13 protein-coding genes are annotated in these 15,580 nt (G+C 75.2%); 4 read left to right on the forward strand and 9 right to left on the reverse strand.

Translation table 11 applies throughout. The features are described 5' to 3' along the window. Window positions 1-32: 32 nt before the first annotated feature. The 7 genes from dxr to ACGFI1_RS04410 all read right to left on the reverse strand — a co-directional run bounded on the left by dxr (window position 33) and on the right by ACGFI1_RS04410 (window position 8,602). The gene (gene dxr / locus ACGFI1_RS04380; RefSeq protein WP_138636211.1) at window positions 33-1,265 is read right to left on the reverse strand and encodes a 1-deoxy-D-xylulose-5-phosphate reductoisomerase; all 1,233 of its coding nucleotides are present in this window, start codon (window positions 1,263-1,265) and stop codon (window positions 33-35) included. 29 nt (window positions 1,266-1,294) lie between these two features. After that, window positions 1,295-1,675: a winged helix-turn-helix transcriptional regulator gene (locus ACGFI1_RS04385; protein ID WP_386867243.1), complete on the reverse strand. Its 381-nt coding sequence runs from the start codon at window positions 1,673-1,675 to the stop codon at window positions 1,295-1,297. 51 nt (window positions 1,676-1,726) lie between these two features. Continuing rightward, the gene (locus ACGFI1_RS04390) at window positions 1,727-2,773 is read right to left on the reverse strand and encodes a sensor histidine kinase (RefSeq protein WP_386867245.1); all 1,047 of its coding nucleotides are present in this window, start codon (window positions 2,771-2,773) and stop codon (window positions 1,727-1,729) included. 668 nt (window positions 2,774-3,441) lie between these two features. Further along, a complete protein-coding gene (locus tag ACGFI1_RS04395) occupies window positions 3,442-4,641 on the reverse strand; it encodes an ABC transporter substrate-binding protein (RefSeq protein ID WP_392782802.1) in 1,200 nt (399 codons plus the stop codon). A gap of 547 nt (window positions 4,642-5,188) precedes the next feature. Beyond that, entirely contained in the window at window positions 5,189-5,560 is a 372-nt protein-coding gene (locus ACGFI1_RS04400) for a hypothetical protein (protein WP_386867249.1), read from the reverse strand. A 235-nt stretch (window positions 5,561-5,795) separates the two neighbouring features. Further along, window positions 5,796-7,298, reverse strand: a complete 1,503-nt coding sequence (locus ACGFI1_RS04405) for a CoA-acylating methylmalonate-semialdehyde dehydrogenase (protein ID WP_392782805.1) — start codon at window positions 7,296-7,298, stop codon at window positions 5,796-5,798. After that, entirely contained in the window at window positions 7,295-8,602 is a 1,308-nt protein-coding gene (locus ACGFI1_RS04410; protein ID WP_392782808.1) for an aspartate aminotransferase family protein, read from the reverse strand. The genes ACGFI1_RS04405 and ACGFI1_RS04410 overlap by 4 nt, the downstream gene beginning before the upstream one ends. Before the next feature lie 143 nt (window positions 8,603-8,745). Between ACGFI1_RS04410 and ACGFI1_RS04415 the strand changes: the two genes are divergently transcribed. Together ACGFI1_RS04415 and ACGFI1_RS04420 are read left to right on the forward strand one after the other, a co-directional pair. Next, window positions 8,746-10,362 carry a PucR family transcriptional regulator gene (locus tag ACGFI1_RS04415; protein ID WP_392782811.1) on the forward strand — a complete coding sequence of 539 codons (1,617 nt, stop codon included), beginning with the start codon at window positions 8,746-8,748 and terminating at the stop codon, window positions 10,360-10,362. A 76-nt stretch (window positions 10,363-10,438) separates the two neighbouring features. Continuing rightward, window positions 10,439-11,233 (forward strand): alpha/beta fold hydrolase, encoded by a 795-nt coding sequence (locus ACGFI1_RS04420; protein ID WP_392782814.1) that lies wholly within the window; start codon window positions 10,439-10,441, stop codon window positions 11,231-11,233. On the opposite strand, the gene ACGFI1_RS04425 is transcribed toward ACGFI1_RS04420, so the two are convergent. Next, window positions 11,208-12,203 carry an NAD(P)H-dependent amine dehydrogenase family protein gene (locus ACGFI1_RS04425; RefSeq protein WP_392782817.1) on the reverse strand — a complete coding sequence of 332 codons (996 nt, stop codon included), beginning with the start codon at window positions 12,201-12,203 and terminating at the stop codon, window positions 11,208-11,210. The two genes, ACGFI1_RS04420 and ACGFI1_RS04425, sit on opposite strands and share 26 nt — an antisense overlap. 119 nt (window positions 12,204-12,322) lie before the next feature. Between ACGFI1_RS04425 and ACGFI1_RS04430 the strand changes: the two genes are divergently transcribed. After that, window positions 12,323-13,453, forward strand: coding sequence for a carboxylate-amine ligase (locus ACGFI1_RS04430; RefSeq protein WP_240807487.1), 1,131 nt, complete (start codon window positions 12,323-12,325; stop codon window positions 13,451-13,453). Between the two features lie 82 nt (window positions 13,454-13,535). Here ACGFI1_RS04430 and ACGFI1_RS04435 read toward each other — a convergent pair whose 3' ends face one another. Then, entirely contained in the window at window positions 13,536-14,033 is a 498-nt protein-coding gene (locus ACGFI1_RS04435; protein ID WP_386867261.1) for a helix-turn-helix transcriptional regulator, read from the reverse strand. A gap of 190 nt (window positions 14,034-14,223) precedes the next feature. Here ACGFI1_RS04435 and ACGFI1_RS04440 point away from each other — a divergent pair, with 190 nt between their 5' ends. Continuing rightward, a complete protein-coding gene (locus ACGFI1_RS04440; protein ID WP_392782821.1) occupies window positions 14,224-15,456 on the forward strand; it encodes a hypothetical protein in 1,233 nt (410 codons plus the stop codon). Window positions 15,457-15,580: the final 124 nt, after the last annotated feature.

Raw genomic sequence — 15,580 nt, forward strand, 5'->3', positions numbered from 1 at the left:
GTCCCCTCGGGCTCGTGCCCGGGGTACCCGGGTCAGTCGGTTCCGGTCAGTTCCCTGCTCCTGGCGCGGGCCCACCCGTCGGCCGCGAGGACGTCGTCCAGCGTGAGGTCCCCGGGCGTGCCCGAACCGTGCTCCTCCACTACCCGCGCGACGGTGTCGACTATCCCGAGGAACGGGAGCCGTCCGGCGCGGAACGCGTCCACACATTCCTCGTTCGCGGCGTTGTAAACGGCCGGCACGGTCCCGCCCAGCTCACCGGCGTGCCGTGCCAGCGCGACGGCGGGGAACGCCTCGTCGTCGAGCGGGAACAGCTCCCAGGTGTGCGCGGCCGTCCAGTCGACGCCGGGCGCGGCGTCCGGGACGCGGTCGGGCCAGTCGATGCCGAGCGCGATCGGCAGCCGCATGTCGGGCGGGCTCGCCTGCGCGAGGGTGGCGCCGTCGGTGAACTCGACCATCGAGTGGATGACCGACTGCGGGTGCACCATGACCTCGATCCGGTCCATCGGGACGTCGAACAGCAGGTGCGCCTCGATGACCTCCAGCCCCTTGTTGATCAGGGTCGCGGAGTTGATCGTGACGACCGGGCCCATGTTCCACGTCGGGTGGTTCAGCGCCTGCTCGGGCGTGACGTCCCCGAGCTCGGCGCGGCTCCGCCCGCGGAAGGGGCCGCCGCTCGCGGTCAGCACGAGCCGCCGCACCTCGTCCGCGCGGCCGCCGCGCAGGCATTGGGCGAGCGCCGAGTGCTCGGAGTCGACCGGGACGATCTGCCCCGGCCGCGCCCGCTCCTTCACCAGCGGGCCGCCCATGATGAGCGACTCCTTGTTGGCGAGGGCGAGCGTCCGGCCGGCGTCCAGCGCGGCGAGCGTCGAGGCGAGGCCGAGCGCGCCGGTCACCCCGTTCAGCACCACGTCGCACCGCCAGGCGGCGACCTCGGCGACCGCGTCCGGCCCCGCGACGATCTTCGGGATGGCGAAGTCGCCGGAGGCGTAGCCGCGCCGCTTGGCCTCGGCGTAGAACGCGAGCTGCAGGTCCTGGGCGGCGGACGCCCTGGCGACCGCGACGATCTCGGGCCGGAACTCCAGCGCCTGCGCGGCGAGCAGCTCCACCCGCCCGCCGCCGGCGGCGAGCCCGGTCACCCGGAACCTGCCGGGGTTGCGGCGGACCACGTCCAGCGCCTGGGTGCCGATCGAACCGGTGGAGCCGAGGACGACGACCTCGCGCGCGGCCGCGCCGCCGCCGGAGGTGTCGGTGCTTGAGGGAGACATCACGGCTCCATTCTCGGGCACCGGCCCGCTCAGGTCTCCCCCGCGTCGTAGGCGCGGCGCGCCCGCTCCACCTTCTCCAGGTTCTCGGCGGACCATTCGGACAGCGAGGCGAACAGCGGCGCCAGGCTGCGCCCCAGCTCGCTGATCTCGTACTCGACGCGCGGCGGGACCTCGGGGTGGTAGGTGCGGACCACCAGCCCGTCGCGCTCCAGCTGGCGGAGCCGCTGCGTCAGCACCTTCGGCGTGATCGTCGCGATGCGGCGCTGCAGCTCCACGAACCGCTGCCGCCCGTACTCGTGGAGCGTCCACAGGATCGGGGTCGTCCAGCGGCTGAACACGATGTCGACGACGGGCGCGACCGGGCAGGCCAGCTCGGGGTCGACGATGTCCTGGGTGCGGGTGTCGGCCACTGGGTCCTCCGGGCGGTCGCCTTCTGCCGGGTTCCGACTGTATCCGCCGGATCAGCGGGCGCGCGGCAGCCGGAGGACGAGGCGCGCGCCGTAGGCGCCGTCGGCGACGTACAGGTCGCCGCCGTGGGCGACGGCGATCTGCCGCGCGATCGGGAGCCCGAGGCCGCTGCCGCCCTTGTCCCGGCTGCGCGCCGCGTCGAGCCGGGCGAAGCGCTCGAAGACCCGGTCCCGGTCGTCGAGCGGGATGCCGGGGCCGTCGTCGTGCACCTCGACGACCGCCTCCTCGCCGAGGCCGCGCGCCACCACCTCGATCCTCCCGGCGGCGTAGCGCTCGGCGTTGGTGAGCAGGTTGCCGAGGGCGCGGTCGAGCCGCGACCGGTTGCCCATCACCTCGATGCCCGGTTCCGCCTTCACGGTCACCGGCACGGCCGGGGACCGCCGGGCGACCAGCCGCTCCACCAGCGCGCCGAGGTCCAGGCGCTCCCGGGCGGGCAGGTCGCCGGAGTCGAGCCGGGCGAGGACGAAGAGGTCCTCGACGATGCGGTGCAGCCGGTCGACGTCGTCGAGGGCGTGCTGCAGCATGTCGCGGAGCTCGGCGTCCTCGGGGTCCCCCAGCGCCAGCTCGATGCTGGTCCGCAGGCCCGCGAGCGGGGTGCGCAGCTCGTGCGAGGCGTCGGCGATGAAGGCGCGCCGCTGCGCGGCCGAGGTCTCCAGCCGGTCGAGCAGCAGGTTGATCCGGCCGGCCAGCCGCTCGACGTCGTCGCCGGTGGCGGGCACGGCGACGCGGCACCCCGGCTCGGCGGCGGGGAGGTCGGCCAGTTCCTCGCGGAGCCGCCGCACCGGGCGCAGCGCCCGCGCGGCGGCGCGGCGGGCGCTCACCACGGTCAGCGCGGCCACGGCGAGGGCGAGCGGGCCCATGACGCCCGCGAGCACGCGGGTGCGGCCGGTGCGCAGGCGGTGCAGCACGGCGGCCGACACGCCCACCGCGACCACCGGCGGGATGCCGTGCATGGCGATCTCGAGCGTCCCCGCACGCTCCCGTGCGGTACCGGGGCCGCGCGGCCGGACGGGCGAAGCGGCGCCGTTCCGTGCCGACATGTCTCCTTTGTACTCACAAGAGCGCCAAACAACAGCAAAGCACCTGACCCGCGGACGCATAGCCCTGGTCTGCAAAGGCCCTGGCCGGACGGGTCGCGCCCCCCGCGCCGCGCATAACCCGCCCGATCTCCGTCGGGCGGGCGACACGGGCAGGCTTTGCCGCCCTTTTCACCTTCGGTAACAGTGGCAACACCCGTCCCGGCCTATAAAGGAAGGCACGTGAAGGCGACTCCCTCCAGGGGGATGGGACATGGGCCAGACAGGCGAGCCGACGATCGACCCGGATGGGCTGACCGCAGCCCAGCTCCTGGGCGACGCCTGCGTCGTCTGCCGGAAGAAATGGCCCCGGCCGCGCGTCCGCGTCGGCCGCCTGCCGGACTCGACCGGGGTGTTCGCGTGCGACGACTGCGCACCCGCCCCGCCGGCACCCCGCCCGCGGCGGGGCCCACGGGAGCCGCGCACGGACGCCGGACGGCCGGTCGGGGAGCCGGCGCCGGCGAAGGCGGCGGGCCTCGCGTCCGTCGTCGTGGAGGTCTCTCCAGGGAGAAGGGTGACCCGGGCGTTCGGGGGGAAGTCCGGGACCACCCCGCAGGCGCGTCCGGCTGGGGGCGGCCGGACGCGCCGGAGAGACCCCTAGCGCCGCGGGCCGCGGGCGCCCACGGGCCGGTCTAGGGCTTGGCCTGCGGCTTGGCGGCCTGCGGCCGCGTCGCCTCGATCCAGGTCCTGCGCCACTCCGCGTAGTCGGTGCAGTCGTTCTTCTCCGATTCGCCGCCGCACGCCTTCGACGGCGCGTGCGCGAAGAGGATGCCGTCGAGGTAGTCCCGGTCGCCGACGTGGTAGGCGGCGCAGAAGCCGGACCTGAGCCGGTCGCCCGAGCACGCCTGCGGGTTGGCGGGGGCGACGCCGGTCCACTCGGCGACCTGCTGCTGCACGTCCGGGGACGCCGTCCACTGCAGCCACTGGTACATGCAGTTCGGGTGCTGGACGCGGGCGCCGATCATCCAGGCGTCCATCCAGCCGGTCACGCCCTCCGCCGGGATGACGCCCCGCACCGCCCGGCCCGCGCGGTTCAGCACGTCCACCTGGTAGGGCCACGCCTGGCCCAGCACCGCGCGGCCGCCCGCGAACGCGCTCACCGCGTCGGCCGGGATCTCCCAGTACTCCCCGACGTGCGGGCGCTGCTTCGCCAGCACCCGGCCGGCGGCCGCGAGCTGCCGGGGCGTCAGCGAGTACGGGTCGCGGATCTTCAGCTTGCGCTCGGCGCCCTTGAGGTAGAGCGCGGCCTCGGCGATGGCGAGCGGGCTGTCGCGCATGACGATCCGGCCGGAGTGGCGGCGGGCCTGGTCGGGGGCGAAGAGCGCGGCCCAGCTCGCCGGCGGCGGGACGGTCCGGGTGTCGTACATGAGCAGGTTCGAGCCCCACACGTACGGGATGCCGTAGTGCTTGCCGTCGCGCTCCAGCAGCCCGCGCAGCTTCGGCTCCAGCTTCTTGTAGCCGTCGACCAGGTCGGTGTTGACGGGGGCGACCTGGTTCTCGGCGATCAGCCGGCCGGCGACCTCGGGCGGCGCCGCGACGCCGTCGTACCGGCGGTCCTTGTCGCGCATGAGGCCGGCCATCTCCTCGGGCGTGGCGGCGACCTTCAGGCCGACCTTGCAGCCGGTGCGCTCCTGGAAGGGGGTGACCCAGTCGACGCGCGGGTCGGTGCGGCCGCTCTCGATGGAGCCGGGCAGCGTGACGAGGTTGAGCATGCCCTCGCCCGGCCCCAGGGTGCTCGCCACCCTGGCGGCGCCGGCCGGCTCCTTCGGGCCGTCGTCGCTGCAGCCGGCGAGGCCCGCGGCGGCGACGGCGGCGGTTCCGAGCAGGGCCACCGCGGCCTTCGTGCGGGCCGTCCCGGCCCGTGCCACCCTCGCCCGTGCCGCCGTGACCCGTGCCGTGGCCGTCCGCCGCATGTCGCTCCCGATCCGTGCCCTGGGCCCTCCCCCTCGTGAGGCCCATCGGCGCAGCGTAGCGCCTCCGGCTCCGCGGGACGGCCCGCACTCGCCGGATCCGGGCGCCGCCGGACCGGCCGCGCCGCCATTCCGTCCGGCCCCGGCGGGTCCGCACGATTCGATCGCCGGTCTGCGCCGAATTTTCCGCCGGTGCGCGCCGGGGCAGCGGGAAATTACCGAAGATCACGACTCGGCCACGCGCCCCGGGGGTTTCTTATCGGTAAGAACTACCTGACCATTGCCGCACCATTATGTGCGGCATTCTGGACGGGGTATCGGCGGAGGGACCGCCGGGCCCCGGCGGACGGCGGGTGCTGGCGTCCGCGCCATACACGGAGGTTGCCGGAGAGGGGTATGGCGCGGGCTGCCGTCCGGACCGGGGCCGCGGCGGCACCGGCGTCGCGCGGCGTGGGTGGGGAACAGCGGATCACCGTGCGGTGCTGCCCGGCCACGCGATCACCGGTACCCGGCCGGACGGCGGCGGTGTGACGCCCTCGAGACGGAGGAGGTTCGAGGGACGCCGCACGTCCTGCCGGGTGTCGCGGGACGGCCGCCGAGGGCCGTCGTCGTGCTGGAGGGCCGGCCCGCGGGCCGGCGGCCGCCTCGGCGCGGCGCGGGTGACCACCTCGATCCGTGCGATGAGCCGCTGCGGGGTGTCGGCCTCCAGGAAGTCGCCGACGTCGCGGTCGCGGGGCGGCAGCGCCCACCAGTGCCCGGTGCTCGGGCCGAACCAAATGGTCCAGCCCGGAAATCGCCGTCCGAGCGCGTCCACCTCTGCTGCGTGGTCGCCTGCGGCCATGGCGCGACTCCCTTGACTGCCGACCCTGACTTTCAATTCCGGCTCAATTAATTGAGTCAGTGCGATTGTGTCGCCGGACACAGAGCACGTCAACGGATGTTGGCATTATTCATGCCGCCGGGCGCGGCGGAAATTAACGACGGGAGAGGCGGCCGGTGGGAAAGTCCCAAACGGCCGCCGGCCTGCGCGGACGTACGGCCGGCGCCCGGGGGCGGCCGGCCGTACGTCCGATATGTCACCCGTTGGTGGGGAATCCGAGGTTCACTCCGCCATGGGACGGATCGAGCCATCGCGCGGTGACGGCCTTCGTGCGGGTGTAGAAGTGCACGCCCTCCATGCCGTGGGCGTGGCTGTCGCCGAACAGCGAGTCCTTCCAGCCGCCGAAGGAGTAGTACGCCATCGGCACCGGGATCGGCACGTTCACGCCGACCATGCCGACCTCCACCTCGTTCTGGAAGCGGCGCGCCGCCCCGCCGTCGTTGGTGAAGATCGCCGTGCCGTTGCCGTACGGGTTGGCGGAGATCAGCTCCATGGCCGCGTCGTAGGAGCCGGCTCGCACGACCGCCAGCACCGGGCCGAAGATCTCGTCCTTGTAGGCGTTCATCTCCGGGGTGACGTGGTCGAGGACGCTCGGCCCGAGCCAGAACCCGCCGCCCGCGCCGCCGAGGACGTCCGCGTCGCGCCCGTCGATCGCGAGGACGGCGCCCTGTGCGACACCGGAGTCCAGGTAGGACGCCACCTTGTCGCGGTGCGCGCGCGTGACGAGCGGCCCCATCTCCGCGTCCGGGTGGTCACCGGGACCGACCTTCAGCCCGGCGACCCGCTCCCGGATCTTGGCCATCAGCTCGTCGCCGACCGGGTCGACGGCGACCACGACGGAGATCGCCATGCACCGCTCCCCCGCCGACCCGAACCCGGCGGACACGGCGGCGTCGGCGGCGAGGTCGAGGTCGGCGTCCGGCAGGACCAGCATGTGGTTCTTCGCGCCGCCGAGCGCCTGCACCCGCTTGCCGTTCGCGGCGGCCGTCGCGTAGATGGACCGGGCGATCGGGGTGGAGCCGACGAAGCTGACCGCCTTGACGTCGGGATGGCGCAGCAGCCCGTCCACCGCGGCCTTGTCGCCGTGGACGACGTTGAACACCCCGTCCGGCAGGCCCGCCTCGGCCCACAGCTCCGCCAGCCGGACCGACGCCGACGGGTCCTTCTCCGACGGCTTCAGCACGAACGTGTTCCCGCACGCGATCGCCACCGGGAACATCCACATCGGCACCATCGCCGGGAAGTTGAACGGGGTGATCCCGGCGGCCACGCCGAGCGGCTGCAGGATCGAGTACGCGTCCACCCGCGTGGAGACGTTCTCGGAGAACCCGCCCTTGAGCAGGTGCGGGATGCCGCAGGCGAACTCGACGACCTCCAGGCCGCGGGCCACCTCGCCCGCCGCGTCCAAGACCACCTTGCCGTGCTCGGCGGAGATCAGCCGGGCCAGCTCGTCCCGGTGCGCCGCGACCAGCTCGCGGAACCGGAACAGCACCCGGGTGCGCTGGGAGAGCGAGGCGTCCCGCCAGCCCGGGAACGCCGCCTTTGCGGCGGCCACGGCCGCGTCGACCTCGTCCCGGCCGGCGAAGTCGACCGTCCCGGCGAGGCGTCCCGACGCGGGCTCGTAGATCTCGCCGCGCCGTGCGGACTCCCCGATGAACGGCTTGCCGCCGATCCAGTGCGTGACGCGCTTGTCGGTCATGACGCGGCTTCCTCGTTGACGGCTTCCAGAGACGCGATCAGGATGCCGAGCCCCTCGGCCGCCTCGGCGTCGGTCAGGGTCATCGGCGGCGCCATGCGCACCACGTTGCCGTACAGGCCGCCCTTGCCGATCAGCAGCCCCCGCGCGCGGGCCGCCTCCATCAGCGCGGCGGCGAGCGGCGGGCTCGGCTCGCCGGTGCGCGGGTCGGCCAGCTCGACCGCGAACATCAGGCCCTTGCCCCGCACGTCCCGGACGACCGGCAGCCGCCCGGCGGCGCCGCGCAGCCCGCCGATGAGCGTCGCGCCCTGCCGCGCCGCGTTGGCCTGGAGGTCGTGGTCGAGCAGGTAGTCGAGCGTCGCGTTCGCCGCGGCCATCGAGACCGGGTTGCCGCCGAAGGTGGAGATGCCGAGCGCGGGCAGCGCGTCCATCAGGTCGCCGCGCGCGACGACGCCGCCGACCGCGAAGCCGTTCCCGAGGCCCTTGGCGAACGTCATCATGTCCGGGGTGACGCCGTGGTTCCCGATGCCCCAGAAGCTCTCGCCCGTCCGCCCCCACCCGGTCTGGACCTCGTCGGAGACGAACAGGATGCCGTACTCGTCCAGGACGCTCTTGTAGGCGGCGAACAGGCCGTCCGGCGGCATCGTGAACCCGCCGACGCCCTGGACCGGCTCGGCGATGAGCGCGGCGACGTCCCCGCCGGTCGCGGTCGCGAGCACGTGCCGCAGGTCCGCCGTGCACGCGTCGATGTACTGCGCGTCGGACATGCCGGCGAACTGCGGGAGGTGCCGGTCGGCGCCGTGCAGGAAGTGCACGTCCAGCGGCGAGAACGACAGGTTCCGCCAGGCGCGGTTGCCGGTGACGCCCGCCGCCGCGAACGACCGGCCGTGGTAGCTCTGCCGCATCGCCAGCACCTGGTCGCTGCGCCGCGCGTACGCGGCCAGCAGCAGCGCCGTCTCGTTGGCCTCCGTCCCGGAGTTGGCGAAGAACACCTTCGCGTCCGGGATGCCGGACAGCCGGGCGATCTTCTCGGCCAGCTCGACCTGGCCGCGCAGCAGGTAGGCGGTGGAGGTGTGCACGACGCCGGTGGCGAGCTGCCGCTCCACCGCGTCCCGCACCTCGGGGACGTCGTAGCCGAGCATGTTCGTGAGGATGCCGGTGAAGAAGTCGAGGTAGCCGTTCCCCTCGGCGTCGGTCACGCGGGCGCCCTTGCCGCCGACGATCTCGATGGGGTCCGTGTAGTTGAGCGCCATCCAGGACGGCATGACCGCCCTGTGGCGCCGGAGCAGGTTCGCGTGTTCCGACATGGCACAAGTCTCGGCGGCCCGCACCGTCCGGGCCACCCCCAGAGTGTCAGGACCGGGCGCCTCCCGTTAACGGTCTGCTGGCGGCCGGCACCCTGGGACGATGTGATCATCTCCGCCGGCAGGGCGCCGGATATCATGCGGCGATGCTGCCCACCGTCGACGACGTCCTCCAGCTCGACGCGGTGCGCCGCGGCCAGCCGCGCGTCGTCGCGGGCGCGGACCGCACCTCCAACCGCGTCCGGTGGGTGCACGTCGCCGAGGTCACCGACATCGCGCACCTGCTGCACGGCGGCGAACTGGTGCTCACCACCGGGATCGCGCTGCCGGACGAGCCGGAGCGGCTGCGCGCCTACATCGCCGACCTCGCCGAGGTCGGGGTCAGCGGGCTGATGATCGAGCTGGGCCGGCGCTACGCCACCGTGCTGCCGCCGGCGCTGACCGCCGCCGCCGAGGACCACGGACTCCCGGTGATCGTCCTCGCGCACGAGCCCGCGTTCGTGGACATCACCGAGGCGGTGCACGCGCGGATCGTCCGGGAGCAGTTCGCCGAGCTGCGCGCCTCCGAGCGGCTGCACGAGATCTTCACCCAGCTGTCGGTCGAGGGCGCCTCCACCGAGGAGGTCGTCCGGCAGGTCGCCGCGCTCGGCGGGCACCCGGTCGTGCTGGAGAACCTCGCCCACCAGGTGCTCGCCGCCGACGCCGGCGGCACCGACCCGGCCGAGCTGCTGTCGGCGTGGGAGACCCGGTCGCGGGCCGTGCGGCCCGGCCGCCGCACCGGCTACGATCCGGTGTCCGGCTGGCTGGTCACGATGGTCGGCGCCCGCGGCGAGGACTGGGGGCGGCTGATCATCGACCTCGGCGCGCCGCCGTCGCCGCGCGACACCGTGCTGGTCGAGCGGGCCGCCACCACGCTCGCGCTCGGCCGGCTGCTGGACCGGCACGCCGAGAGCGTCGAGCGGCAGGCGCACGGCACGATCATCGCCCGGATCCTCGCGCACGCCTACTCCGACCCGCAGGAGGCCGCCGCCCGCGCCCGCGCGCTCGGCGTGCCGCTGTCCGGCCGCCGGCTGCTCGGCGTGGTGCTCCGGCACCGCGGCCCCGGCACGCCCGCGCCGCCGGTCGGGGAGCTGTCCGCGCTCGCCGAGACGGCCGCCGCGGCCTGCCGGGACGCCCGGCTCGCCGCGCTGGTCGGCGTGCTGGACGAGGGCGGCCCGCACGCCCGCGTCGGCGTGCTCGCCTCGCTGCCCGCCCGCGCGGACGTGGAGACGGCGCTCACCGAGGTCGCCACCGGCGTCCGCAAGCGGTCCGCGGACACGGTGATGGCGGCCGGGTCGGTGGTGGAGACGATCGCCGACGTGCGCCGCTCGTTCCTGGAGGCCGAACAGGTCGCCGGCGTCGCCGCCCGGGGCTCCGGCGCCCGGCTGTTCTACCGGCTCCCCGACCTGCGCCTGCGCGGCCTGCTGCACCTGCTCCGCGACGACGCCCGCGTCCAGACGTTCGTCGAGCGCGAGCTGGGGCCGCTGCTGGAGTACGACGCCCAGCGCGGCAGCGACCTCACCCGGATCCTGGAGCTGTACCTCGAATCGGGGCGCAACAAGGCCGTCGCGGCGCAGCAGGCCCATCTGTCCCGTCCCGCCTTCTACGAGCGGCTGCGGCGCATCGAGCGGGTCCTCGACGCCGATCTCGACGACGTGGAGTCGTGCGTGTCGTTCCACGTCGCGCTGCTGGCGCTGAGCTCCGTGCGGTGGGAGCGTCCCTGACCGGTGCCGTGTGTCCGGTGGCGCGTGACCGGTGAAGGACGTCCGGGACGTCCCGCCCGCGCATACGCTTCACTCCATGACGGACGCGGCGTTGCATGTGCATCGATATGGAGACCCGGCGGGAGCGCCCGTCGTGCTGCTGCACGGTGTCACGGGGCATGGGGCGCGGTGGCGGCGGACGGCGGAGGCGTACCTGGCCGACCGGTCCGTCCTGGCGCCCGACCTGCGGGGGCACGGCCGGTCGCCGCACGAGCCGCCCTGGACGGTCGAGCGGCACGTGGCGGACGTCCTGGCCCTGCTGGACGCGGAGGGCGTCGAGCGGGCCGACCTCGTCGGGCACTCCTACGGCGGGATGATCGCGCTGCACCTGGCGCGGACGGCGCCGCGCCGCGTCCGGCGGCTGCTGCTGCTCGACCCGGCGATCGGGCTGGCCCCGGACGAGGCGGCGCGGCAGGCCCGCGGGTACCTGGCCCCGGTGTCGTTCGGCGACGTCGCGGCGGCCCGCGCCTACCGGGCGGCGCGCTGGTCGGAGTCGCCGCCCGAGGCCGTGGACGACGAGGTCGCCGACCACCTCGAACCCACCCCGGACGGGCGGCTGCGCTGGCGGTTCGAGCCGGCGGCGGTGGTGACGGCGTACTCGGAGATGGCCCGGCCCCATCTGACGCCGCCGCCGGACATGCCCACCCATCTGGTCATCGCGGCGCGGGCCGACCTCGTCCGCCCCGAGTTCGTGGTGGACTGCCGCACCGCGCTCGGCCCGCGCCTCGCGATCAGCGAGATCGACGCCGGGCACATGCTCTACGTCGACCGCCTGGAGGAGACCGGGACGCTGCTCGCCGGCTGGCTCAGCGGAGCAGCCGCCGCCCCGTGACCAGCGGCAGGGTGAGCGGCGTGTGCAGGCCGGGCGGCGCCTCGGCGACCGCCGGGACGGCGTTCACCATGCGCAGCGCGGTGGCGTCGGGGCCGTCGGCGCCGGCGAGGTCCAGCCGCACGGCGGGCTCGCCCGCGATCTCGACGCGGTGGCCGCGGGCCGCGCCGGGCGGCGGGGCGGGCCAGTGCGGGGCGAGGTCCGGGCGCGCCCGCAGCACGCGCTCCACCGTGATCACGGTCCGGCCGCGCAGCACCCCCGCCACCTGGAACCGCAGGCCGGCCAGGGTGCCCTTCTCGATCCGCCCGCCCGGCACGTCGATCGCCTCGGGCGCCGGGCACGTCTCGTAGGTCTCGGTCAGGTCGTCCAGCGGGACGGCGAGGTGCCGGGCGAGGAGCCGCACGACCGGGCCCCAGCGCCGGGCCGGCGCGCCCGGCCGCACGAGCGGCGGGCGGCGCCCGATCGGCTCCCCGAACCCGGCCCGCGGGCCGGCCGCGCCCCGGAACTCGGTGATCGTGATCGACTCGATCCGCCGGCAGCCGCCGCTGAGCAGCAGCGGCAGCACGTCGTGCACCGCGCCGGGCGCCACGGCGAGGCAGCCGGCGCCGCCGGTGGCGCACGCCGCGCGGAGCCGCCGGACCAGCGCGGGATCGGCGGACGGCGGGTCCGCCAGGGCGGGCAGGACGTGCGTGACCACGCCGGCGCCCGCCGCCAGCACGCGGCACAGGTCGCCGGCGGAGCCCCCGGTGAAGCACACGACCCGGGGCCGGCGGTCGAGGAGCCCGGCGGGGTCGGCGGTGACCGGCACCCCCAGGGAGCGTCCGGTTCCGGCCAGTTCGGCGGCATCCATCCCGCTATGGCGGGGATCGTCCGACACGACGCCGGCGAGTTCGAGGTCGGGGTGCTCGATCAGGGCCCGGAGCGTCCGCGTGCCGACGGCGCCGAGGCCCCACTGGCCGACGAGATAGGACATACCACCAACTTTCGACCAAGCGTCAGGTCAAGTGCGGGGCGCATTGTAGGCACGGACCTCCGACCAGGAGGATTGCCTCCGGGGACGTACAACCCTGCACTCCCGGGAAGGACATCCTGGTGACAGTGCACACGGGTCCGCGCACGTTCGGGGTGGAGGAGGAGCTGCTCCTCGTCGACCCGGCGAGCGGTGCGCCGCAGGCAGCCTCCGGTTCCGTCATCCGCTACGCCCGGCGGCACGACGAGCTGTTCCTCACCGGCGGGCGGCGGTCGAAGTCGCTGGAGACCGAGCTGCAGCGCGAGCAGCTGGAGACCGCCACGCCGGTCTGCACCTCGCTCGGCGAGCTGTCCGAGCACGTGCGGACGGCGCGGCTCGCGGCGGCCAAGTCGGCGGCCGGGGTCGGCGTCGCCGTCGCCGCCCTCGCCACGTCGCCGGTCAGCGTCCGGCCGTCGCCCACCCCGTCGCACCGCTACCTGCGGATGCTGGACGCCTACGGGCCCGCCGCGGGCGAGCAGCTCACCTGCGGCTGCCACGTGCACGTGGGCATCGACTCCCCGGAGGAGGGCGTCGCCGTCCTGGACCGGATCCGGCCGTGGCTGCCCCCGCTGCTCGCGCTCAGCGGCAACTCCCCGTTCTGGCAGGGCACCGACACCGGCTACGACAGCTGGCGGCACCAGGTGTGGAGCCGGTGGCCGTCCAGCGGCCCCACCGAGCTGTTCGGCTCCGCCGCCGCGTACCGGGCCACGGTGGACGCGCTGCTCGCCACCGGCGCCCTCGTGGACGAGGGCATGGTCTACTTCGACGCCCGGCTGTCGCGGCACTACCCGACCGTGGAGGTCCGGGTGCCGGACGTGTGCCTGGACGCCGACGACGCCGTGCTGATCGCCGCGTTCGTCCGGGCGCTGGTCGACACCGCCGCCCGCGCCTGGCGCCGCGGCGAGCCGCCCGCCCCGGTGCGGGCCGACCTGATGCGCCTCGCGATGTGGCGGGCCGGGCGGTCGGGCCTGCGGGCCGACCTCGTCCACCCGTGCACCGGCCGCGCGGCCCCCGCGACCGCCGTCGTGGACGCCCTGCTCGACCACGTGGCCCCGGCCCTGGACCGCGCCGGCGACCTCGGCGCCGTCACCCGGCTGCTGCCCAGCCTGCTGGAACGCGGCAACGGCGCCCGCTTCCAGCGCGACGTCCACACCCGCACCCACGACGTCCCCGCCGTGGTGGCGGCCGCCGCGGACCGCACCGTGACCGTCTGACCGCACCGTGGCCGTCTGACCGGGGCGGGAACCGGGCGGCGGGTGCGCGGCAGGGGGAGGTCGCGGACCCGCCGCCCGGGGGTCAGGACGCCCTGCGCTGGAAGGGCAGGTAGCGGTCGGCGCGGCGGGGGCGGGCGCGCAGGCCGGTGGACTCGACGGCGAGGATCCGGTCGAAGCGGAAGGCGCGGACGCCGCGCCGCATCCGGCACCAGCCGACGAGGTACCAGTGGTCGCGGTGGACCAGGCAGGTGACGGGCTCGACCTCGCGGATCGTGACGTTGGCGCCCGCGTCGCCGTAGCAGAGCCGGACGACGCGGTGGTCGGTGACGGCGGCGGCGATCACCCGGGCGCGGTCGGAGGTGGAGGCGTCCAGGGGCGCGGTGAGGGTGGCGAGGGTGGTGGTGACGACGTCGTCGTGGGGGGTGGCGTCGAGGAGGGTGTGCAGGGCCCGGCGCGCGGTCGTGGCCTGCGGGCCGGTGCCGAGGTGCGCGAGGGACAGCGCGAGGGCGGCGATCTCGGCCGCGGTGAGCGGGGCCGGCGCGGTGGGCGCGGTCTGGGGGTGCGTCGCAACGTTCGCCATGGTTCGATCATACGTTCGAACACTGACATTTTGGAGCCTTCGGGCACGGCCGGATCGCGTCGCGTGACGCACCGGCAACGAAGATCGCCGCCCGGTTGAGAAGGCGGCCGTGCATGCGGAAAACTGAGGCTCCACAACGTGCTCTATTCGGGGGAATCGGGGGCGAACATGGTTCAACCGCGGAGCGGCGTTGAGTGACGCGCGCGTGACCGGCCCCCCACTGAGCCGCGAGGAGGTCGACCGGACGCTGGCACGGCTCCGGGACGAGCGCGAGCGGATCGGCGCGGCGCTGCTCGAACTGGAGGCCCACCAGGGGTACCAGCTGCTGGAGGGCGCCGCCCTGACCGGGGAGACCCGGCGCGTGCAGGCGGACGTCCAGTCCCGCGCGGCGTCCCTGTGGACGCTGTTCGACCTGTACGGGCGCGCCGTCGACGCGGCCGAGGAGCTGAGGGCCCGCCACGGACGGCCGGGGCAGGCGCAGCTCGCGGAGCTGACCCGGCTGCTCACCGGGCCGTCGGTGGAGCTGCCGGTCCGCGAGGTCCCGCTGGAGCGGCGGACGCTGCTGGCCGTCCCGTCCGGCGAGCGGCTCACGCTGCGGGCCGCGGTCGACCGGATGACGGCGCTGTACGAGGAGATCGCGCGGTCGGTCGCCGCGCTCGACACGGTCTGGTCGACGCTGCTGTCCCGGCTCGCCGAGGTCGAGGCGGAGCGGCGGGGTGCCGCGGAGCTGCTGGAGTCCCTCGGCGGGACCGACCCGGAGTTCGACCGGCTGCGCGCGGAGCTGGAGTCGGCCGCGGCCGTGGTGCGCGGCGACCCGCTGGCGCTGGCGCGGGACGGGCGGGCCGACACGGCGCGGCTCGACGCGATCCGCACCGGCCTCGCCGGGGTGCGGCGCGGGCTGGCGGAGGCGGAGCGGCTGCGCGACGGCTTCGCCGACCGGATCCGCGGCGTCGCCGCCGCCGTGGAGCGGCTGCGCGAAGCGGAGGCGGAGGCGCGCGCGGTCCGCGACGAGGTGCTCGTCAAGATCGCCTCCCCGGCGCTGCCGGACCTGCCGGAGGCGGCGGCGGTCCTCGCCGACCGGCTCGCCGCCGTCGGCGCGCCGCCGCGCGGCGGCTGGCACCGGCTGGCCGAGCGGATCGCCGACCTGGAGCGCGCCGCCGCGGCGGCGCTGGAGCGGGCGCGCGAGACCACCGGCGTGATCCGCGGGCTGCTGGACCGCCGCGAGGAGCTGCGCGGCCGGCTGGAGGCCTACCGGGTGAAGGCCGCGCGGCTCGGCCACGCCGAGGACGCCGAACTCGCCCGCGTCTACGAGCAGGCCCGCGAGCTGCTGTGGACCTCCCCCTGCGATCTGCGGAAGGCGACCGTGTCGCTGTCCGGATACCAGCGGGCCATCATGTCGCGGGCGAAGGGAGCGGAACGATGAGCCAGTGCACCGAGCCGGGCTGCGGCGGAACCGTCGACGGCGGCTACTGCGTCCTATGCGGCGTGGCAGCCTCGCCCGGAACCCCGGCCCCGCCCCCGACTCCCCCGCCGTCCGCGGCCGGCGG

It is taken from the genome of Actinomadura geliboluensis, from assembly GCF_043197915.1.
In the GTDB taxonomy this organism is placed as follows: domain Bacteria; phylum Actinomycetota; class Actinomycetes; order Streptosporangiales; family Streptosporangiaceae; genus Spirillospora; species Spirillospora geliboluensis.

Coding starts and splice junctions, on each gene's coding strand:
- dxr (WP_138636211.1), bottom strand. CDS start 1,265: ATGTCTCCCTCAAGCACCGACACCTCCGGCGGCGGCGCGGCCGCGCGC.
- ACGFI1_RS04390 (WP_386867245.1), bottom strand. CDS start 2,773: ATGTCGGCACGGAACGGCGCCGCTTCGCCCGTCCGGCCGCGCGGCCCC.
- ACGFI1_RS04400 (WP_386867249.1), bottom strand. CDS start 5,560: ATGGCCGCAGGCGACCACGCAGCAGAGGTGGACGCGCTCGGACGGCGA.
- ACGFI1_RS04405 (WP_392782805.1), bottom strand. CDS start 7,298: ATGACCGACAAGCGCGTCACGCACTGGATCGGCGGCAAGCCGTTCATC.
- ACGFI1_RS04410 (WP_392782808.1), bottom strand. CDS start 8,602: ATGTCGGAACACGCGAACCTGCTCCGGCGCCACAGGGCGGTCATGCCG.
- ACGFI1_RS04415 (WP_392782811.1), top strand. CDS start 8,746: ATGCTGCCCACCGTCGACGACGTCCTCCAGCTCGACGCGGTGCGCCGC.
- ACGFI1_RS04420 (WP_392782814.1), top strand. CDS start 10,439: ATGACGGACGCGGCGTTGCATGTGCATCGATATGGAGACCCGGCGGGA.
- ACGFI1_RS04425 (WP_392782817.1), bottom strand. CDS start 12,203: ATGTCCTATCTCGTCGGCCAGTGGGGCCTCGGCGCCGTCGGCACGCGG.
- ACGFI1_RS04435 (WP_386867261.1), bottom strand. CDS start 14,033: ATGGCGAACGTTGCGACGCACCCCCAGACCGCGCCCACCGCGCCGGCC.